This window comes from Achromobacter sp. ACM05 (genome assembly GCF_019218915.1).
GTDB lineage: Bacteria > Pseudomonadota > Gammaproteobacteria > Burkholderiales > Burkholderiaceae_B > Achromobacter > Achromobacter animicus.
The window spans coordinates 1056896-1075389 of the sequence record NZ_JAHUWQ010000001.1; the positions used below are offsets into that span (position 1 = coordinate 1056896).

At 64.7% G+C, this 18494-nt stretch carries 19 protein-coding genes; 5 read left to right on the forward strand and 14 right to left on the reverse strand.

The features are described from left to right. Window positions 1–462, forward strand: a complete 462-nt coding sequence (locus KW836_RS04845) for a MarR family winged helix-turn-helix transcriptional regulator (protein ID WP_175124979.1) — start codon at window positions 1–3, stop codon at window positions 460–462. A gap of 163 nt (window positions 463–625) precedes the next feature. Further along, entirely contained in the window at window positions 626–1051 is a 426-nt protein-coding gene (locus KW836_RS04850; protein WP_056560358.1) for an organic hydroperoxide resistance protein, read from the forward strand. 886 nt (window positions 1052–1937) lie between these two features. Here KW836_RS04850 and KW836_RS04855 read toward each other — a convergent pair. From KW836_RS04855 to KW836_RS04885, 7 genes are all read right to left on the reverse strand, one after another. Continuing rightward, on the reverse strand, window positions 1938–2660 hold the full coding sequence (locus KW836_RS04855) for an ABC transporter ATP-binding protein (protein WP_056560356.1): 723 nt from the start codon (window positions 2658–2660) through the stop codon (window positions 1938–1940). Window positions 2661–2678: 18 nt separating this feature from the next. Beyond that, window positions 2679–4601 carry a branched-chain amino acid ABC transporter ATP-binding protein/permease gene (locus KW836_RS04860; RefSeq protein WP_175139640.1) on the reverse strand — a complete coding sequence of 641 codons (1923 nt, stop codon included), beginning with the start codon at window positions 4599–4601 and terminating at the stop codon, window positions 2679–2681. A gap of 3 nt (window positions 4602–4604) precedes the next feature. Then, window positions 4605–5477, reverse strand: a complete 873-nt coding sequence (locus KW836_RS04865; RefSeq protein WP_006216335.1) for a branched-chain amino acid ABC transporter permease — start codon at window positions 5475–5477, stop codon at window positions 4605–4607. 141 nt (window positions 5478–5618) lie between these two features. Beyond that, the gene (locus tag KW836_RS04870) at window positions 5619–6782 is read right to left on the reverse strand and encodes an ABC transporter substrate-binding protein (RefSeq protein ID WP_175124981.1); all 1164 of its coding nucleotides are present in this window, start codon (window positions 6780–6782) and stop codon (window positions 5619–5621) included. Window positions 6783–7149: 367 nt separating this feature from the next. Then, on the reverse strand, window positions 7150–8091 hold the full coding sequence (locus KW836_RS04875) for a LysR substrate-binding domain-containing protein (protein ID WP_218342584.1): 942 nt from the start codon (window positions 8089–8091) through the stop codon (window positions 7150–7152). Between the two features lie 51 nt (window positions 8092–8142). Next, window positions 8143–8457 (reverse strand): antibiotic biosynthesis monooxygenase, encoded by a 315-nt coding sequence (locus KW836_RS04880; RefSeq protein ID WP_175124983.1) that lies wholly within the window; start codon window positions 8455–8457, stop codon window positions 8143–8145. Window positions 8458–8465: 8 nt separating this feature from the next. Next, the gene (locus KW836_RS04885) at window positions 8466–9098 is read right to left on the reverse strand and encodes a LysE/ArgO family amino acid transporter (protein WP_218342585.1); all 633 of its coding nucleotides are present in this window, start codon (window positions 9096–9098) and stop codon (window positions 8466–8468) included. A gap of 148 nt (window positions 9099–9246) precedes the next feature. Between KW836_RS04885 and KW836_RS04890 the strand changes: the two genes are divergently transcribed. Both KW836_RS04890 and KW836_RS04895 read left to right on the forward strand, forming a co-directional pair. Continuing rightward, window positions 9247–10146 carry a LysR family transcriptional regulator ArgP gene (locus tag KW836_RS04890; RefSeq protein WP_056560345.1) on the forward strand — a complete coding sequence of 300 codons (900 nt, stop codon included), beginning with the start codon at window positions 9247–9249 and terminating at the stop codon, window positions 10144–10146. An 18-nt stretch (window positions 10147–10164) separates the two neighbouring features. Next, window positions 10165–10656 carry a copper chaperone PCu(A)C gene (locus tag KW836_RS04895; RefSeq protein WP_175124985.1) on the forward strand — a complete coding sequence of 164 codons (492 nt, stop codon included), beginning with the start codon at window positions 10165–10167 and terminating at the stop codon, window positions 10654–10656. A gap of 157 nt (window positions 10657–10813) precedes the next feature. Here KW836_RS04895 and gdhA read toward each other — a convergent pair whose 3' ends face one another. Together gdhA and KW836_RS04905 are read right to left on the reverse strand one after the other, a co-directional pair. After that, window positions 10814–12160: an NADP-specific glutamate dehydrogenase gene (gene gdhA, locus KW836_RS04900; RefSeq protein WP_105241110.1), complete on the reverse strand. Its 1347-nt coding sequence runs from the start codon at window positions 12158–12160 to the stop codon at window positions 10814–10816. 412 nt (window positions 12161–12572) lie between these two features. Beyond that, window positions 12573–13367, reverse strand: coding sequence for an exodeoxyribonuclease III (locus KW836_RS04905; RefSeq protein WP_218343266.1), 795 nt, complete (start codon window positions 13365–13367; stop codon window positions 12573–12575). Window positions 13368–13498: 131 nt separating this feature from the next. Between KW836_RS04905 and pyrE the strand changes: the two genes are divergently transcribed. After that, window positions 13499–14185 (forward strand): orotate phosphoribosyltransferase, encoded by a 687-nt coding sequence (pyrE, locus tag KW836_RS04910; protein ID WP_175124987.1) that lies wholly within the window; start codon window positions 13499–13501, stop codon window positions 14183–14185. Window positions 14186–14264: 79 nt separating this feature from the next. Here the strand turns inward: pyrE and KW836_RS04915 are convergent, their stop codons facing one another. From KW836_RS04915 to gatC, 5 genes are all read right to left on the reverse strand, one after another. After that, entirely contained in the window at window positions 14265–14738 is a 474-nt protein-coding gene (locus tag KW836_RS04915; protein ID WP_175139639.1) for a type II toxin-antitoxin system VapC family toxin, read from the reverse strand. Then, window positions 14735–14980, reverse strand: a complete 246-nt coding sequence (locus KW836_RS04920) for a hypothetical protein (RefSeq protein ID WP_175124989.1) — start codon at window positions 14978–14980, stop codon at window positions 14735–14737. Before KW836_RS04920 ends, KW836_RS04915 begins: the two co-directional genes overlap by 4 nt. A 124-nt stretch (window positions 14981–15104) precedes the next feature. Further along, on the reverse strand, window positions 15105–16562 hold the full coding sequence (gatB, locus tag KW836_RS04925; RefSeq protein WP_218342586.1) for an Asp-tRNA(Asn)/Glu-tRNA(Gln) amidotransferase subunit GatB: 1458 nt from the start codon (window positions 16560–16562) through the stop codon (window positions 15105–15107). Between the two features lie 4 nt (window positions 16563–16566). Continuing rightward, window positions 16567–18102, reverse strand: a complete 1536-nt coding sequence (gene gatA / locus KW836_RS04930; protein ID WP_218342587.1) for an Asp-tRNA(Asn)/Glu-tRNA(Gln) amidotransferase subunit GatA — start codon at window positions 18100–18102, stop codon at window positions 16567–16569. Window positions 18103–18105: 3 nt separating this feature from the next. After that, window positions 18106–18414, reverse strand: coding sequence for an Asp-tRNA(Asn)/Glu-tRNA(Gln) amidotransferase subunit GatC (gene gatC, locus KW836_RS04935; protein WP_175124992.1), 309 nt, complete (start codon window positions 18412–18414; stop codon window positions 18106–18108). Window positions 18415–18494 lie beyond the last annotated feature (80 nt).

Below are 18494 nucleotides of genomic sequence, written 5' to 3' on the forward strand. Positions count from 1 at the left end.
ATGAAATCCAGAAACAAGACCAAAGCCGCATTCAACCCGCTGCTGCTGGACAGCCAGTTGTGCTTCGCCTTGTACTCGACCTCGCTGGCGATGAACAAGGTGTACCGCAAGCTGCTGAGCGGGCTGGACCTGACCTACCCGCAATACCTGGTGATGCTGGTGCTGTGGGAAGGCGACGAAATTACGGTGACGGATATCGGCAGCCGCCTGTTTCTGGATTCGGCCACGCTGACGCCGCTGCTCAAGCGCCTGGAGGCCGCGGGCCTGGTGACGCGCAAGCGCGCCGTGACCGACGAGCGCCAGGTGATCGTGGGCCTGACGAAACAGGGCCGCGATCTGCGCGAAAAGGCCGAAGCGGTGCCGCACGCGGTTGGCGCGGCAGCGCAGTGTTCGCTGGACGAAGCGCAGGGCATGACGAAGATGCTGCACGCGCTGCGGGAGAAGCTGGCCGGAAGTCTTTGAGGTTGTGGGTGATGACTGTCATCATCCGGTTTTATAAATAGCGCACGATATTGTTGTTCACTATTTAAAGTCCTAAGCAAGTCGCAAGTTCATCGTTGACCGCCAACACGGGAAGGGTCCCGTAAGGCAAGCAGTACAAACTTTTATTCAAAGGAACCACACCATGTCGATCGAAAAAGTCCTCTACCGCGCCAACGCCACCGCCACCGGAGGCCGTGAAGGCCGTGGCGTCAGCGACGACGGCAACCTCGACGTCAAGCTGACCACCCCGCGCGAACTGGGCGGCGCCGGCGCAGCAGGCACGAACCCCGAACAACTGTTCGCCGTCGGCTACTCGGCCTGCTTCCTGGGCGCCATGAAGTTCGTCGCCAACCGCGACAAGATCGCGATCCCGGCGGACGTGTCGGTAAACGGCATCGTCGGCATCGGCGCGATTCCGACGGGTTTCGGCATCGAAGCGGAACTGAAGATCTCCCTGCCGGGCCTGGACCGCGCAGAAGCTGAAAAGCTGGTCGCGGCCGCACACATCGTGTGCCCGTACTCGAACGCCACGCGCGGCAACATTGATGTGACGCTTACGATCGTTTGAGGGTGACGTTGCATCGAGAGTGATGCGACGTGAGCGTGGGCCTTGCAGGCGAAGACTGATTTGGTCGGTTGCCTGCGGAGGCCCATTTTCTTTTGGCGCGCCACGAAGCTCTTCGTAGGTCGCCCGACGCCGCGGTCACCGTGGGCACGATCGCCCACGATTGCGGTCCGGAGCCTTCGCTCCGGACTTCCCCTTCCTCATCCTCGTCCTCGCCTGCGGCGACTCCTACGGATTCCGTCGGGCGCATCGACGGCGCTCGCGCCCACGGTGACCGCGACGCCGTGCTACGAGGGTCTTTGGTATGCGGCGCTACAAGACCTGTGTTCAGGGTAGGAGATCTGCGAGGCCGCCGAATTGCTGCCGCCCGGGCGGCGGCAATCGGCATCGGAGCTGCGGTTCGTCGGTGCGGTGTGCGCTTGCGCGCGTGCGGAGAGCGGCTTGCGAATGGTGCTCGTCAGTGTCAGACACCCAACGTTGCCATAGGCAAGAACCCAACCACACCGCAGCCACACGCGAAGCGTCATCGCCCCGACGCAAGACGCTGCGTAAGCCCCCGAAGGCCGCCCGCGCGGCCGCCGCGGGCGGGCCCCGCAAGATCTTTCTCTCTCCCCCACCGTAGGCAAGAACCTAAAGAACCCAACTCGCCCCGCCACCGGTAAAGCTGAATCAACTGGAGCCTGTCGCAGCGGGGGCCGGGGTGCGCGGGGCGTGTAGATGCGCCCGACGGAAACCGTAGGGAGCCGAAGGCGGACGAGGTTGAGGACGGGGAAGTCCGGAGCGAAGGCTCCGGACCGCAATCGTAGCCCCGCGCACCCCGGCCCCCGCTGCGGCGGGCGTCTAAAGAACCCCCCTCACCGCCAGCCGAATAACGCCACAGCCAACCCGTTCAATGCCCCCCACCCAAATAAGCCGCCACCACAGCCGGATCATGCTTCAACTTCTCCGCACTCCCATGCACAGAAATCCTCCCATTCTCCAGCACATACCCATAATCCGCGACATTCAACGCCGCCGCCGCGAACTGCTCCACCAGCAGCATCGTCACGCCTTCTTCCTTGAGCCGCGCAATGATCCGGAACACTTCTTCCACCAGAATCGGCGCCAATCCCATCGAAGGCTCATCCAGCAGCACCAATTCCGGATTCAACATCACCGCACGCGCCATCGCCAGCATCTGCTGCTCACCGCCTGACAGCGTCCCCGCCAGCTGATCCCGCCGTTCCTTCAGCCGAGGGAAAAGATCCATCGCCCGCCCCAGATCAGCTTGAACGTCACCCTTAGGCCGGCTACCCGTCAGACGCGGAAACGCACCCAGCAGCAGATTGTCGGTCACTGACAGCGTAGGAAACACCCGGCGCCCCTCCGGCGAATGCGCCAGTCCCAGCCGCGCGATGCGATGTGACTCCATCCCATCAATCCGCTTGCTACCCAGCGTGATCTCCCCCGCAGTCGGCCGGATCATCCCCGACAGCGCCCGCATCGTCGTCGTCTTCCCAGCCCCGTTCGAGCCGATCAGCGTCACCACTTTGGCTTTCGGCACCTCCATGCTGATGCCGTGCAGCACCTTCACCTTCCCGTAGCCTGCTTCCAGATTCTTGATCGATAGCATCTTCTTGTCCCCTTGGCGTCAGGCGGGCGCGCCGCCCAGATACGCCTCGATCACCTTGGCGTTGCTTTGCACTTCGTTAGGCAGGCCCTCGGCGATCTTCTGGCCGAAGTCCAGCACCGACACCGTGTCGCACACCCCCATCACGACGTCCATGTGGTGCTCGATGAGGATCAGCGTGATGCCGTGGTCACGCACCTTGCGGATGATCGCCAGCAGTTCCACGATGTCAGGCGCCGTCAGGCCTGCCGCCGGTTCGTCCAGCAGCAGCAGTTGCGGATCCAGCGCCAGTGCGCGGGCGATCTCCAGGAGGCGTTGCTTGCCGTAGGGCAGGTTGCGCGCCTCTTCGCTGGCCAGCGATTCCAGGCCGACGAACTCCAGCAGCGCCATGGCCCGTGCCCGTGCGCCCTGTTCCTCGGTCTTCCACTTGGGCGTGCGCAGCGCGATGCCAGCCAGACCCGTCGTGAACGTGTGATGCAGGCCCACCAGCACGTTCTCCAGCGCGGTCATTTCGCCGAAGAGTTGCACGTTCTGGAACGTGCGCGCGATGCCGGCTTCGGCGATGTCCGCGGGCGGAAGGCCGACGAGCGACTTGCCCCCGAACTCCACCGCGCCGGCCGTGGGCACGTAGATGCCGGTCAACACGTTCATCATCGTGCTCTTGCCGGAACCGTTGGGTCCGATGAGCCCGTGGATGGTGCCGCGCTTGACGGTCAGGTCCACCTCGTTCAGGGCTTTCAGGCCGCCGAACTGCATCAGCACGTTCTTGGCTGCGAGCAGGGTCTCGCCCTTGCCCGCCACCGCGTCCGGCACGGCGTCCTGTTCCTTCACCAGGTCTTTCTTGACGGCCAGCGCCGCGCGGCGCGTGGAGAAGAACAGGTTGCGAACGAAGCCCACGATGCCGTCGGGCAGGTAGTACACGACGAACAGGATCATCGCGCCGAAGATGGTCAGGCGCCAGTCGGTGACGGCGTCCAGCCAGTACGAGAAGATGGCCAGCACGATCGTGCCGATCACCGGCACCGCGACCTTGCGCGGCTCGGTGCGGCCCTTGGAGATGGCCACGACGCTGCCCACCGTCACCAGGATCGCCACCGCCAGCGCGATCAGGCGGAAGGTGCCGATGTCGTCCAGCATCTTGGGCAGCAGCACGATGATCGAGGCGCCCAGCAGCGCGCCGGTGCGGCTCTTGCGGCCGCCCATGATGATGGCCAGCAGGAACAGGATCGTCAGTTCGAAGTTGTACGTGTTCGGCGAAATGTACTGTTCCGAATACGAGTACAGCGCGCCCGCCAGGCCGGCAAAGCCGGCGCTGATGACGAAGGCGATCACCTTGTGCCGGTACACCGACACGCCCATGCAATCGGATGCGATCGGGCTGTCGCGCAAGGCTTCGAACGAGCGGCCCAGGTGCGACTTCAAAATCCGGTGCACCACGATCAGCGAGATCACCAGCAGCGCGGCGACCAGCCAGAAGTACTCGGCCTTGGTCAGCACGTGGCCGGCGATGGACGGCTTGGTGACCTTGATGCCCAGCGGGCCTTCGGTCAGGAAGGTCATCTCGTTGATCAGAATCTGGATGATCGTGCCGAAGGCCAGCGTCACCATCGCCAGATAGGGGCCGGTGACGCGCAGCGCCGGCAGCGCCAGCACTGCGCCAAAGGCGGCGGCGATGACGATGGCGGCGGGCAGCGTCAGCCAGATGGGAATCTGCAGGTGAAAGACCAGCACGCCGGCGACGTACGAGCCGATGCCGAACAAGCCGGCGTGGCCCAGCGACACCTGGCCGGTGTAGCCCACCACGATATCGAGCCCGAACAGCAGGATCGAATAGATCATGATGGTTTCAATCAAGTGCAGGTAATACGTGTTGGTCACGCCCAGCGGCACGGCGGCCAGGCAGGCCACGGCCACGATGGATAGGAGAAGATGCAGGGGTTTCATCGCTTACACCTTCTTGATCGCGGTCTTGCCGAACAGGCCGGCGGGCTTGAAGGTCAGAACGAGCAGCAGCAATACCAATCCCGGCACGTCTTTGTATCCCGTTGATAGATAGAAACCGGTGGTCGTTTCGGCGATCCCCAGGATCAGCCCGCCCACCACGACGCCCATCCCGCTGGACAGGCCGCCAATGATCGCGACGGCAAATGCCTTCAGGCCCAGCACGGCGCCCATCGTGGCGCCCGTCAGCGTCAGCGGCGCGACCAGTACGCCGGCAAACGCCGCAGTCAGCGACGACAGTGCGTACGAGAACGTGATGACCATGCCGGTGTTGATGCCCATCAGGCCGGCCGCGTCGCGGTCGTTGGACGTGGCGACGAAGGCTTTGCCGTAGATGGATTTGCGGTTGAAGATTTCCACCAGAATCATCATGCCCAGCGCGCCGAACACCACCAGCAGCTCCATCGGCAGCACGTTGGCGCCCAGCACCTGAATCGGCGCCTCGGGCAGCGGCGAGGGAAAGCGCAGGTCGTCGCGGCCCCAGATGTTTTCGGCCACGTTCTTGAAGATGATGCCCAACGCAATGGTGGCCATGATCCAGCCGAATTCCGATCGCGTCTTGATGGCGGGCCGCACGCCCACGCGTTCGACCAGCGCGCCCTGCGCGAAGCCGAAGATGCAGACGATGGGAATCATGACCCAGTAGTTCACGCCGAGTCCGACGAGCGTGAGGCCGACGAGCGCACCCAGCATCAGGGCTTCGCCCTGGCCGAAGTTCAAGGTGCCCGATGTGGCGAAGGTGAGCTGGTAGCCGAACGCAATGACCGCATAGATCATGCCTAGCGCGATACCGCTATAGATGAGCTGTAGAAGAATCATGGTGTGTGTCTTGAGGCGCTGTGTTCCGTCCCAACCCCCTTGGGCAGAACGCTGTTTTCAGGCGGCTGCATGCCCCGCGCCCGAAACTTCAGGCGCGGGCGGCGGCGGCCGGGCAGCCGCCGCCTTCCTGCTTGTCGGGATTTAGTTGGCTTTGATGACCCGGCCGCCCTTGACCTCGCCGATGACCACTTCCTTCGCGGTGATCGCGTCGTGGTTGTCGTGCGAGAAGGGCTTGTTGTAGGTCATCACCACGCCCTCGACCGGGGTCTGCAGGTTTTCCAGTGCTTCGCGCACCTTGGGACCGTCGGTCGAGTTCGCCTGCTTGATGGCCGCGGCCAAGAGGAAGATGGAGTCATAGCCCTGCGCCGCCGACACCGGCGAATCGATGCGGTTGTTCTTGGGCTTGAACTTGGCCAGGTAGGCGTCGATGAACGCCTTGCGCTTGGGCGTGTCCGGGTCCTGGATGAAGGTCTGGGGCATGCGCGCGCCTTCACCGTTGGCGCCGGAGTTGTCGATGTAGTTGGCCATGGACAGCGTCCAGCTGCCGATGATCGGCACCTTCCAGCCCAGCTTGGTCATGCCGTTGGCGACCTGGGCCAGCTCCGGGCCGATACCGTAGGTCAGCACGGCTTCAGCGCCCGCGGCCTTGGCCTTGAGCAGCTGGGCCGTCATGTCGACGTCCTTGATGTTGAACTTCTCGACGGCGACCGGCTTGATGCCCTTGGCGTCCAGGGCCTTTTCCAGGTCCTCGCGGCCGAGCTGGCCGTAGTTGGTGGAGTCGGCCAGGATCGCGACCTTCTTGAAGCCGCGGCGCGTGATCGCTTCTTCCACGATCATCGGGGCCTGAATGCTGTCGTGGGCCGCATTGCGGAACACGTAGTTGTCGGGGTATTCAGGCGCCTTGAACTGATGCGTGATCACGCTGCCGGTGGCCACGTTGTTGAACACCGGGATCTTGGCGTCCTGGTAGAAACGTTGGGAGGCCAATGCGACGCCGGTGTTGATGTAGCCGACGGTGGCGGTCACCTGTTCCTTGTTGATCAGTTCCTGCGCGATCTGCACGCCGCGCTCGTTCTTGGCTTCGTCATCGCGTTCGACCGCGACGAGCTGGCGGCCCATCACGCCGCCGTTCTTGTTGATCTCTTCAATGGCAAGGCGAACGCCGTCGCGCATGCTGACGCCCATCGAGGACGATCCGCCCGTGTAGGGGCCGGCCACGCCGATCTTGATGGGGTCGGCGGCGTGGGACGCGGCCGATACGGCAAATGCAAGGGTTCCTGCAAGCAGCTTCAAACGAAAATCCATGGATGTCTCCGTTGTAATTGGGTGAACTGCGTGGAAAGCCGTGTGCCGGCGCCAATCGGCGGATGGTGTTTTGTTGGCGCGCTCCTTTGTTGCGTGTCGTGACTGTCTGCTTAATCGCTTACGCGAATCTGACCCGGCGGTGCTTTTCCGCGTAAATACCTAGTGCGGATGCAAGGTTCCTTTCAGCTTGCTGAATGCTGTGAGTGGAATGGGCGGTGATGGGCGTGCGTCGGTGTTGCGTTCGCAATGCGTCCGCTTCCGCTTGTCCACACAGCGTGTCTCCGGGACGGGCGCAGTCACGCTGGCCGCATCCTAGCGATCAGGGTGCGGCGTCGTGCGGAAATTCATTCCGCAGATAACTGGAAATTTATTCCTGACCGGCCTGCGGCCCGCATGGCCATTGGGCTGCGCGTTTGCAGACCTCGGCGAGCCATAGGGAAAACGCCTGGGCCGCGCCGCCCGGTGTGCGTGTGGCTTCGGTGCACAGGTAGTACTGCGACTCGCCGGGGATCTCCACATCCAGCAGGCGAACGAGCTTGCCTTCGTCCAGCCACTCGGCGGCCAGCGATCGGCGAGTCAGCGCCACGCCCTGGCCGGCGCGCGCCGCGGCGAGCATCATGCCCAGGTCTACCAGCCACACGCCGCGCGACGGCTCGGGCCAGTCCAGGCCCGCCGCCGCCAGCCACGGACGCCAGGGTTCCATCGGGCAACGCAACAGGTCGGCGCGCGCCAGATCGGCGGGCCGCTTGAACGGGCCGCGCGCCGCTTGATAACTCGGTGCGCACACCGCGAACACCGGATCGTGCGTGAGCGGATGCGCATGAAGGCCGGGATATTTGCCGCTGCCAAAGCGGATCCAGACGTCGGCGTTGGGGGGCATGATGTCCAGGTAGGGAATGGACAGCATGATTTCAAGTTCGACGCCGGGGTTTGCCGCGGTGAAACCGGGCAGGGCAGGAATCAGCACCTGCCGGGCGAATGTCGGCGTGGACACGACGCGCAGCGTTTCCAGCTTGGGTTCGTTGCGCTTGTGCAGCGAGGCGTCGGACAGCAGATCGAGCGCCGTACGCACTTGTTCCAGGTACTCGCGTCCGGCCGCGCTCAGCGTCGCACCGCGGCTGCTTCGAATGAACAGCGTGACATCCAGCAAGGTTTCCAGCGATGCGATGCGCTTGCCGATGGCGCTGGCTGTGACGAAGAGTTCTTCGCTCGCACGCTCGAAGGAACCCAGCCGCGCGGCCGCTTCGAACGCCTGGATGGCGGCAAGCGGCGGCAGGCGCACGTCTTTGGAAGGCGAAGGTCCACGCATGGCGCGTTGGCGGGCCGGCCCGGCGCCCGACAGAAAGTGGTGAGGCGCCGATTATAAAAGTGCCGGCGCGGGCACGCCGTGCCCGTACTGGCGCAGCACCTGGGCAATCTCCACCCGGTAACCGTCCAGCCATTGCGACTGCGCGGCCTTGGCCTGCTGATGCGCCGGATGCCGGATCAGCGCGTCCAACGCTTCAAGCGATTGCCAGTAATAGACATTGGCGAACAACCCGCGCGTGGTGTCTTCCCAGGATTCTTCCCCCAGGTAGCCCGGCATCGCGCGCGCCGCCTCTGCGATGCGCTGGTCGAGGCGGTGGAATGCGTCGTCGAACTGCTTTATGGCGAAGATGAACGTGGAGGTGTACATGGCGAGGCTCAGACGCCCTTCAGCGCCAGGCTGATCGCCAAACCAGCCATGACCACGGCGATGATGCCGTCCAGCGCGCGCCAGGCCGACGCGCTGGCAAAGAAGGGAGCAAAGAGCCGCGACCCGATGCCCAGTACCGCCAGCCACAGCAGGCTGGCGGTGAAAGCGCCGGCGGCGAAGGCCATGCGGGCGTCTTCGAAGCCGTGCGCCAGTGAGCCGACCACCACCATGTCCAGCCAGAAGTGCGGGTTCAGCAGCGAGAAACCCAGCGCGCCCAGCATGGCGGCGCGGCGCGACGGCACCACGTCGCGGGCGGCGGCCAGACCCCCCGTGGCGGTCCAGGCGCGGCGCGCGGACTGCGCCGCGTACCAGGTCAGGAACGCCACACCGAACCACAGCACGGCGGTCGTCAGCCAGGGGAACCACGCGGTCAGCGCCTGCAGGCCGGACACGCTGGCAAAGATGAAGACCGCGTCGATCAGCGCGCAGATGGCGACGACACTCAGCAGATGCGCGCGCATGAGGCCCTGGCGCAGGATGAACGCGCTTTGCGCGCCCACGACGGCAAAGAGGCCCAGGCCCGTGGCCGTGCCGCTGGCCCAGGCGGTAAGAAAGGTGGGGGATGACAAGGTGGCAAACATGGAAAAAATACCTGTGACTGCAACGCCTGTAGCGGCGCTTTGATGGATGGCCGAATTGCTGAGAGCAATCGGCAATGCGCCATTTTCCCTTGCCATGTATATGAAATACAGCTAATTTTCCTTCACTATATTAAGTATTTCTAATCTCATGAAAATCGATCATGGCAACCTGCGCGCCCTGGCCGCAGTGGTGCGCGAAGGGAGTTTCGAGCGCGCGGCGCTGTCGCTCAGCGTCACGCCGTCGGCGGTGTCGCAACGGATCAAGGCGCTGGAAGACCGGATGGGCCGGCTGCTGGTCCAACGCACGGTGCCGGCCGCCGCCACGGCAGACGGACAGGTGCTGGTGCAACTGGCCGAGCAGACCGCCTTGCTGGAGCACGACGCGCTGAACCGGCTGGGCGTCGCCGACGACGACGTGCCCCACGCCAGCATCCCCATCGCGGTCAACCACGACAGCCTGGAAACCTGGTTCGTCGACGCCGCCCTGCAATTCGCGGCGCGCACCCGCGCCACGCTGGACATGCTGTCCGAAGACCAGGATCACACGGCCGCGCTGCTGCGCAACGGCTCCGTGCTGGGCGCCGTGACCACGCTGGCCGATCCGGTGCAGGGCTGCCGCATCCACGCGTTGGGCAGCATGCGCTACGTGGCCACCTGCACGCCGGACTTCCACAAGCGCTACTTCGCCTCGGGCGTCAACGCGCAGACGCTGGCTCAGGCGCCCGTTCTGGTCTTCAACCGCAAGGACGCGCTGCAGGCGCGGTTTGCGCACAAGATCGCCGACCCCGCGCCGTGGGAGCCGCCGGTCTGGTGGGTGCCGTCCACGCGCGCCTTCGTGCAGGCCACGCTGGGCGGACTGGGCTGGACCATGAACCCGCTGCCGCTCGTGCAGGAACATCTTGATGCCGGTCAACTCGTTCTGCTGCGCGGCCGGGCGTGGGAGGACGTGCCGCTCTACTGGCAGCATTGGCGGGTAAACTCCGAGGCCATGGAAGCCTTGACCGACTCGGTGCTGTCAGCCGCCCGCAGCCTGGTCAGGCGCCGCTAACGTCTCAGGAGGACACCCATGAACATCCGCAAGTTTGCCGTTGTTGCCGCGATCGGCCTGTGCACCGCCGGTTCGGCGTGGGCCAAGGACTACAAGGTCGGCCAGGTCGAAGTCGACGATCTCTGGGTCCGCGCCTCGGCGCCCGGACAGGCCAACGGTGCGGGGTACATGGATATCGACAACGATGCCAAGGCGCCGGACCGTCTGCTGTCGGTCTCGTCGGATGCCGCCGAACGCGTCGAACTGCACACCGTGCAGACCGAAAACGGCGTCTCCAAGATGCGTCAGGTCGAAGGCGGCATCGCGCTGCCCGCCGATACCGAGGTCAAGCTCAGCCCGGGCGGCTATCACGTCATGTTCATCAAGCTGAAGGCGCCGTTCAAGGATGGCGCCACTGTGCCCGCCACGCTCAAGTTCGAAAAGGCAGGCGAAGTGGCGGTGGAGTTCAAGGTCAAGCCGGCCTCGCACAATCCCGGCATGAGCCACGATCACGGCGCGATGAAGCACTGATCTTTGCGCCACCCCGCCAGGCTGCGCGCTTTTTAAAGGCGCAGGCGCGGGCCCATCCGCGGCCCGCCATCGCCGCAATGCAAAAGGCCGACTCATCCGAGTCGGCCTTTTGCATGCCGGGCCCGCGCGTTGTCGCGCGCGCTTCAGCGGGCGGCGATCAATACAGCCCTTGCTGACGCATGGCGTCCGCGACCTTGACGAAGCCGGCAATGTTGGCGCCGTCCAGGTAGTTCACGTACTCGCGCTCCGAATGGCCGTGGCGCACGCAGTTTTCGTGGATGTCGCGCATGATGGCATGCAGGCGGGTGTCCACTTCCTCGCGGGTCCACGACAGGCGGGCCGAGTTCTGGGCCATTTCCAGGCCCGACACGGCGACGCCGCCGGCGTTGCTGGCCTTGCCCGGCGCGTACAGCACGCGCGCGGCGATGAAGGCCTTGGCGGCGTCCAGCGTGGCGGGCATGTTGGCGCCTTCGGCAACCGCCAGCACGCCGTTCTTGATCAGCGTCTGGGCGTCCGACAGCTCCAGCTCATTCTGCGTGGCGCAGGGCAGGGCGACGTCGACGGGCACGTGCCACGGGCGCTTGCCGGCTTCGTACTGCAGGCCGAACTGGCGGGCGTAGGTGTCCAGGCGGCCGCGCAGGTCATTCTTGATGTGCATCAGCGCCACAAGCTTCTCGTGGTTGAAGCCGGCTTCGTCGACCACGGTGCCGTTCGAATCCGACACGGTGATGACGCGCGCGCCCAGCGCCATGGCCTTCTCGATGGCGTACTGCGCCACGTTGCCCGAGCCCGACACGGACACGCGCATGCCGTCGAACGACTTGCCCACGCGCTTGAGCATTTCTTCGGCGAAGTAGACGGTGCCGTAGCCGGTGGCTTCGGGGCGGATCAGGCTGCCGCCGAAGGTCAGGCCCTTGCCGGTGAAGACGCTGGCGGTCGAGTTGGACAGCTTTTTCATCATGCCGGCCATGAAGCCGACTTCACGCGCGCCCACGCCGATATCGCCGGCGGGCACGTCGGTGTCCGGACCCAGGTGGCGATACAACTCGATCATCAGCGCCTGGCAGAAGCGCATGACTTCGGCGTCGGACTTGCCCTTGGGATCGAAGTCGGAACCGCCCTTGCCGCCGCCCATGGGCAGCGTGGTCAGCGAATTCTTCAGGGTCTGTTCGAAGGCGAGGAATTTCAGGATCGACAGGTTCACCGACGGGTGAAAGCGCATGCCGCCCTTGAAGGGCCCGATTGCGGAGCTGTGCTGGATGCGGAAGCCGCGGTTGACCTGGGCGCGGCCCTGATCGTCGGTCCAGCAGATGCGGAACTGGATGACGCGTTCCGGTTCGACCAGGCGTTCCAGCAGAGCGTGCTCGGCGTAGTGGGGATGCTTCTCGACGAAGGGCCACAAGCTGAGCATCACCTCCTGGACGGCTTGCATGAATTCGGGTTGCTGCGGGTCGCGCGCGGCGACGCCACGCAGGAAGTCGTCCAGACTCTGCACTTTCACCATGATCTCCTCGGGGGTGCTTCGAATAGGTGCGGAAATTGCGCCAAATTGGGGCGCGATCAGTTTGTTTTGGTGCATGGCTGCACCTGTATGGTGCGGGGATTGTAGGGGCAAAATGTTGCCCTGCGCAAAGCGAAAAACTGCGCCATCACCTTGATAACAAACGGATTTTTCCGGGCGATAAACGGGGACGTATAAAAGCGGAGTGTTGATCGCCTGTGGATGGAAACCGGGCTGATCAAACGGGGGAGCTTGAAAATTCAGGGATTTTTGAAGTGTCCCCGTTTAATTTCGCCGATGCGGCATAGGGCAGGGCGCCTTCTGATACGCCGCTGCGGGGCATCCGGCAGCGTCGCAAAGACGCCGCCGCCCGCTTGGCGCCCTTAATGCGTCCCTATATTTATTTTGAGAAAAATCACGCGCGCAAAGTGAAGTCGTAATCGATCGTCAACGGCGCGTGATCCGAGAAGCGTTCGTCCTTGTAGATGGCGACGCTGCGCGCCTTGGCCGCGATGCCGGGGGTCGCGATCTGGTAGTCGATGCGCCACCCGACGTTCTTGGCCCAGGCTTGGCCGCGATTGCTCCACCAAGTGTACTGGTCGGGGCGGTCGTCGATGGTGCGGAATACGTCCACAAAGCCGCGCTTGTCGAAGACGTCCGTCAGCCACGCGCGCTCTTCGGGCAGAAAGCCCGAATTCTTCATGTTGCCCTTCCAGTTCTTCAGGTCGATTTCCTTGTGCGCGATGTTCCAGTCGCCGCAAATGACGAATTCACGGCCGGTCGTCTTGTGCTCGTGCATCAAGGCATCGATCCACGGGCCGAAACTGTCCAGGAAGCGGTACTTCGCCTGCTGGCGTTCGTCGCCACTGGAGCCGGAAGGCAGGTAGGCGCTGATGACCGACAGATCCTTCCAGTCGGCGCGGATGATGCGGCCTTCGCTATCGAACTCTTCACAATCAAAGCCGTTGTTCACGCGCTCGGCGGCATCTCGCAGGTAGATGCCCACGCCGCTGTAGCCCTTCTTCACGGCGTGGTGGAAGTGGCCGGTGTAGCCGGGCGGATGGCGCAGTTCGTCGGTCAGGTCCTCGTGGGATACCTTGATTTCCTGCAGGCACAGCACGTCGGCGGCGTGCTTTTCCATCCACGGTTGCAGGCCCTTTTTGAAGGCGGACCGGATGCCATTGAGGTTGATCGACGTGATGCGCAGCAAAGCGAAACTCCTGTAATGCGGCCGCAGGGGGGCGGACAATGCCAGGAATTTAACCGACTCCACCGCGGCCACCTGGAACAGCCCCGACAGCGGATAAAATGCGGGGTCTGCCACCTACCGGATCACCCTGCATGCCCGCCGCCCCGTCCTCCGTCACCGCCCTGGATTTCGTCCGTTTCGCCTTGAACGAGGGCGTTCTGCGCTTTGGCAGTTTCAAGGTCAAGTCGGGCCGCATCAGCCCCTATTTCTTCAACGCAGGCCTGTTCAACAATGGCCGCTCGGTCGGCAAGCTGGCGCAGTTCTACGCACAGGCGCTGCTGGATTCCGGCGTCGAGTTCGACATGCTGTTCGGCCCCGCGTACAAGGGCATCCCACTGTCCACCGCCACCGCCGTGGCGCTGGCCGGCCACCCGGACATGCAGGGCCGCAGCGACGTGCCGTTCGCCTACAACCGCAAGGAAGCCAAGGATCACGGCGAAGGCGGCACGCTGGTCGGCGCTCCGCTTAAAGGCAAGGTCGTCATCATTGACGACGTGATCACGGCCGGCACGTCGGTGCGCGAGTCCGTGGAAATCATCCGCGCCGCCGGCGCCGAACCGGCCGCCGTGCTGATCGCGATGGACCGCATGGAACGCGCCGGCCCGGACGACGCCCTGTCGCCGCATTCGGCCGTGCAGGACGTGGCCAAGACCTACGGCATCCCCGTGGTGGCGATTGCCTCGCTGACCGACATCCTGGCCCTGCTGCAGGATGATGCGTCGTTTGCGGAGAACCGGGATGCCGTGCTGGCGTATCGGACGAAGTACGGGGTGAAGTAAGCGTCTCGTTGCTGAAAGCAATGACAAAGGGCGGCCATGGGCCGCCCTTTGTCATTGCAAAGATGCAATTGCCAAAACGTCATTGCCATAGGTAGGGCGCAACGGGTTCGGCGACGCCGTGCGGTTGCCCGAACACGGTGACGCCGCTGGCCCGCGCCGCGTCCGCCAGCTTGCGGTCAAAGGTGGCCAGGCACGCGCGCTGCCGCAGCGAGAGTTCGAGATAACTGGCGTCGTAGGCAGTCAACCCATGGGCGCGGGCAAGCTGGCAGGTGCGCGCGATGCTGGAAGCCGCATCGTCGTTGTCGGCGGCGATGGGCAGGTTGTCGAGAAGTTGATTGAACGCAGCGACCTGGGCCCGCGAAATGCGCTGGCTGCGCTCTGCACGCAAAACGCCATTGGCAACTTCCACGCGCCAGATGTGAGGCACGGTGTTCTGCGAGCCGTGCGCGACGTCGAGCAGATGCTGGGCAAGCAGCGATTCGTGGACATCCACGCGGTACAGCAGCCAGGCAAGGGCGACCGACGCGTCCGGCACCAGACGGATGGTGTTCATTCACGGCCTTCTTCGATCCAGGCGCGGATGATGTCGTGGGAGACCGGAGCCGCGGTGTGCAGGCGCTTCATGGCCTCCAGGGCATCGTGCGCGTTCAGTGAGGTATCGGGCAGGACGGGCGTCAGCCTTGCGCGGCGCACGCCGTCGACAGCGATGATGAAGTGCTGCCCCTGGCTGAGGGCCTGCAGGTAATCGGTGAATCGGTGCAGCAAGTCGTTGCTGCTGACCTCGGTGTAGTTCATGGCCAAGCCTCCGGCGAAATCGACCAGATCATTCTTGGCCAAACAAAAGGCCGCGGCAATATGCCGCGGCCCCCGATTCAGTCTGATATTGCGCCGGTTCTCCGCGACGAGAACCGGCGGTCCATCAACTATCCAGCTTCTGCTTCAGCAGATCGTTCACCTGCTGCGGATTGGCCTTGCCGCGGGCCGCCTTCATGATCTGGCCGACCAAAGAGTTGAACGCCTTCTGCTTGCCGGCGCGGTACTCCTCGACGATGGCCGGGTTGGCAGCCAGCACCTCGTCGATCATCGCGCCGATGGCGCCCGTGTCGCTGATCTGCTTCAGGCCGCGCGATTCGATGATGGCGTCGGCATCGCCGCCGTTTTCGCCAGCCCACATGGCGCCGAAGACCTCGCGGGCGATCTTGTTGGAGATCGTGCCGTCGATGATGCGCCCGATCAGGGCCGCCAGCGCCGGCGCCGCGACGGGCGATTCGGCGATGGTCTTTTCTTCCTTGTTGAGCACGGCGGCGACTTCGCCCATGACCCAGTTGGACGCGAGCTTGGCCTGGCCGGCCGGCAGCGCGTTGGCGACCGCCTGGAAGTACGCGGCCAGATCGCGGCTGATGGTCAGTTGCGCGGCGTCGTACGCGGGCAGGCCGTATTCCGTTTCGAAGCGGGCGCGCTGGGCGGCCGGCAGTTCGGGCATGGCGGCGCGGACCTCGTCCACCCACGCGCTGGAGATCACCAGCGTGGGCAGATCGGGATCGGGGAAGTAGCGGTAGTCATGCGCGTCTTCCTTGCTGCGCATGCTGCGCGTTTCGTCGCGGTCGGCGTCGTACAGGCGCGTTTCCTGGACGACGGTGCCACCGTCCTCGATCAGCTCGATCTGGCGGCGCGCTTCATAGGTGATGGCGCGTTCCAGGAAGCGGAACGAGTTGACGTTCTTGATCTCGGTGCGGGTGCCGAATTCCCTCTGGCCCACGGGGCGGACCGACACGTTGGCATCGCAGCGGAAGGAGCCTTCCTGCATGTTGCCATCGCAAATGCCGAGCCACACGACCAGGCTGTGCAGCGCGCGCGCGTAGGCCACGGCCTCGGCAGCCGAGCGCATTTCGGGCTCGGTCACGATTTCCAGCAGCGGGGTGCCGGCGCGGTTCAGGTCGATGCCGCTGGCCGGGCTGCCATTGCCCAGGTTGAAGTCGTCGTGCAGGGACTTGCCGGCGTCTTCTTCAAGGTGGGCGCGCGTCAGGTTGACGGTCTTTTCTTCTTCGCCGACGAAGAACGACAGCGAGCCGCCCACCACCACCGGCAGCTCGTACTGGCTGATCTGGTAGCCCTTGGGCAGGTCAGGGTAGAAATAATTCTTGCGCGCAAAAACCGAGCGCGGGGCGATCTTGGCGCCCACGGCCAGGCCGAAGCGGATGGCGCGTTCGGCCGCGCCGCGGTTCATGACCGGCAGGCTGCCCGGCAGGGCCAGGTCAACTTCGTTCGCCTGCGTGTTGGGTGCGGCGCCGAATTGCGTGCTGCTGCCCGAAAAGATCTTGGAGTCCGTGGAAAGCTGCGTGTGCGTTTCCAGGCCGATGACGATTTCCCAGTTCATGTTCTCAGCCTTGCTGGACAGGGGCACGCTGATGCCAGTCCGTCACGTGTTGGTAGCGGTCGGCGATGGCCAGCAGGCGGCCTTCGTCGAAGTAGTTGCCGATGATCTGCAGGCCGATGGGGCGATTCTGTTTTTCGCCGCCGAAGCCGCAGGGGATCGACATGGCGGGCAGGCCCGCCAGGCTGACGCCCAGCGTGTAGACGTCGGCCAGCCAGTCGGCGGTCGGGTCGTCGCGGTTGTCGCCGATGTTCTTGGCGACCGACGGCGTCACCGGTCCCATGATGATGTCGCACTGGTCGGCATAGGCGCGCTGGAAGTCCTGCGCGATCAGGCGGCGCAGGCGCTGCGCCTGCAAGTAGTAAGCATCGTAATAGCCGTGCGACAGCACGTAGGTGCCGATCAGAATGCGGCGCTTGACCTCGTCGCCGAAGCCTTCGGCGCGCGAGCGGCTGATCATCTCGTTCAGGTCGCCATACTGCTTGGCGCGATGGCCGTAGCGCACGCCGTCGTAGCGGGCCAGGTTGCTGGACGCTTCGGCGGGGGCGATGACGTAATACGCCGGAATGGCCAGCTCGGTGCGCGGCAGCGAGACGGGCACGCGCACGGCGCCCAGCGCCTCGAATTGCTCAAGCGCGGCCTGCACGGCGGCGGCCACATCGGGGGCCAGACCGGCGCCGAAGTATTCTTCAGGCACGCCGATGCGCAGGCCTTTGAGCGGCTGGCTGCCGGCGGCGTCAAAACGGGCCTGCGCGGCGTCGAAGTCGCGGCGCACGCGGCCGGGTTCGTTGACCGCGCCATCGCATTTTTCGAGGCTGGTGGCGTCGCGCGGATCGAAGCCGCTGATGACATCCAGGATTTCAAGCAGGTCGCGGCTGCTGGGGGCCAGCGGGCCGGCCTGGTCCAGGCTGGAGCCGAAGGCCACCATGCCGTAACGCGACACGGTGCCGTAAGTGGGCTTGATGCCGCTGACACCGCACAGCGCGGCGGGTTGGCGGACCGAACCGCCGGTGTCGGTGCCGGTGGCGGCGGCGACCAGGCGGGCGGCCACGGCGGCGGCCGAACCGCCCGACGAGCCGCCGGGTACGGCGGCGTGATCCCAGGGGTTCTTCACGGCGCCGTATGCCGAGTTCTCGTTGCCCGAGCCCATGGCGAATTCGTCGCAGTTCAGCTTGCCCAGCGACACCGCGCCGGCCGCGCCCAGGCGTTCCACGACGGTCGCATCGAACGGGCTGACGTAACCGTCGAGCATCTTGCTGCCCGCGGTAGTGCGCCAGCCGCGCGTCACGAACGCGTCCTTGTGGGCGATCGGAATGCCGGCCAGCGGACCCGCGGTGCCGGCCGCCAGTGCAGCGTCGGCCGCGCGGGCCTGGGCCAGCGTCAATTCGGCGTCAATATGTAAAAAGGAATTCAGGCCGCTGGCCGCTTCTGCGGCCGACAGGGCGCTTTGCGCCAGGTCTACCGCGCTGACTTCGCGTTGCGCGAGGGCCGCGCGCAACGCGGCGATCCCCTCGAATTGGGTATGCAGGGCAGGTTTCGTCATGACTTAATCCAGGACCTTGGGAACCAGGAACAGGCCGTCCTGGGCATCGGGCGCGTTGGCCAGCAGTTCCTGGCGGCGGGCTTCCGATCCGGCTTCGGTCACGGCGTCTTCACGCAGGCGCAATACGATGTCCTCGTGCGCGGACAAAGGATGAGCCAGGGGTTCGACGCCTTGGGTATCGACGGACTGAAGCCGTTCGATCAGGTGGAGGATGCCGTTGAGTTCGGCCTGCGCGACAGTGCGCTGGTCGGGGGTCAGTTCGATTCTGGCCAGCCGGGCAATGCGGGCCACATCTTTGTCGTTGAGCGCCATGGGGGATTGCAAAAATCGGTAAGCGAAGGCCGCGGGGCGGGAGTGGGCAGTATGCATACGCCAAACCCGTTACAAAGCTT

Excerpts from the sequence above, each read along its gene's own strand:
- KW836_RS04845 (WP_175124979.1), top strand. The coding sequence starts at position 1 with ATGAAATCCAGAAACAAGACCAAAGCCGCATTCAACCCGCTGCTGCTG.
- KW836_RS04850 (WP_056560358.1), top strand. The coding sequence starts at position 626 with ATGTCGATCGAAAAAGTCCTCTACCGCGCCAACGCCACCGCCACCGGA.
- KW836_RS04855 (WP_056560356.1), bottom strand. The coding sequence starts at position 2,660 with ATGCTATCGATCAAGAATCTGGAAGCAGGCTACGGGAAGGTGAAGGTG.
- KW836_RS04860 (WP_175139640.1), bottom strand. The coding sequence starts at position 4,601 with ATGAAACCCCTGCATCTTCTCCTATCCATCGTGGCCGTGGCCTGCCTG.
- KW836_RS04865 (WP_006216335.1), bottom strand. The coding sequence starts at position 5,477 with ATGATTCTTCTACAGCTCATCTATAGCGGTATCGCGCTAGGCATGATC.
- KW836_RS04870 (WP_175124981.1), bottom strand. The coding sequence starts at position 6,782 with ATGGATTTTCGTTTGAAGCTGCTTGCAGGAACCCTTGCATTTGCCGTA.
- KW836_RS04875 (WP_218342584.1), bottom strand. The coding sequence starts at position 8,091 with ATGCGTGGACCTTCGCCTTCCAAAGACGTGCGCCTGCCGCCGCTTGCC.
- KW836_RS04880 (WP_175124983.1), bottom strand. The coding sequence starts at position 8,457 with ATGTACACCTCCACGTTCATCTTCGCCATAAAGCAGTTCGACGACGCA.
- KW836_RS04885 (WP_218342585.1), bottom strand. The coding sequence starts at position 9,098 with ATGTTTGCCACCTTGTCATCCCCCACCTTTCTTACCGCCTGGGCCAGC.
- KW836_RS04890 (WP_056560345.1), top strand. The coding sequence starts at position 9,247 with ATGAAAATCGATCATGGCAACCTGCGCGCCCTGGCCGCAGTGGTGCGC.
- KW836_RS04895 (WP_175124985.1), top strand. The coding sequence starts at position 10,165 with ATGAACATCCGCAAGTTTGCCGTTGTTGCCGCGATCGGCCTGTGCACC.
- gdhA (WP_105241110.1), bottom strand. The coding sequence starts at position 12,160 with ATGGTGAAAGTGCAGAGTCTGGACGACTTCCTGCGTGGCGTCGCCGCG.
- pyrE (WP_175124987.1), top strand. The coding sequence starts at position 13,499 with ATGCCCGCCGCCCCGTCCTCCGTCACCGCCCTGGATTTCGTCCGTTTC.
- KW836_RS04915 (WP_175139639.1), bottom strand. The coding sequence starts at position 14,738 with ATGAACACCATCCGTCTGGTGCCGGACGCGTCGGTCGCCCTTGCCTGG.
- KW836_RS04920 (WP_175124989.1), bottom strand. The coding sequence starts at position 14,980 with ATGAACTACACCGAGGTCAGCAGCAACGACTTGCTGCACCGATTCACC.
- gatB (WP_218342586.1), bottom strand. The coding sequence starts at position 16,562 with ATGAACTGGGAAATCGTCATCGGCCTGGAAACGCACACGCAGCTTTCC.
- gatA (WP_218342587.1), bottom strand. The coding sequence starts at position 18,102 with ATGACGAAACCTGCCCTGCATACCCAATTCGAGGGGATCGCCGCGTTG.
- gatC (WP_175124992.1), bottom strand. The coding sequence starts at position 18,414 with ATGGCGCTCAACGACAAAGATGTGGCCCGCATTGCCCGGCTGGCCAGA.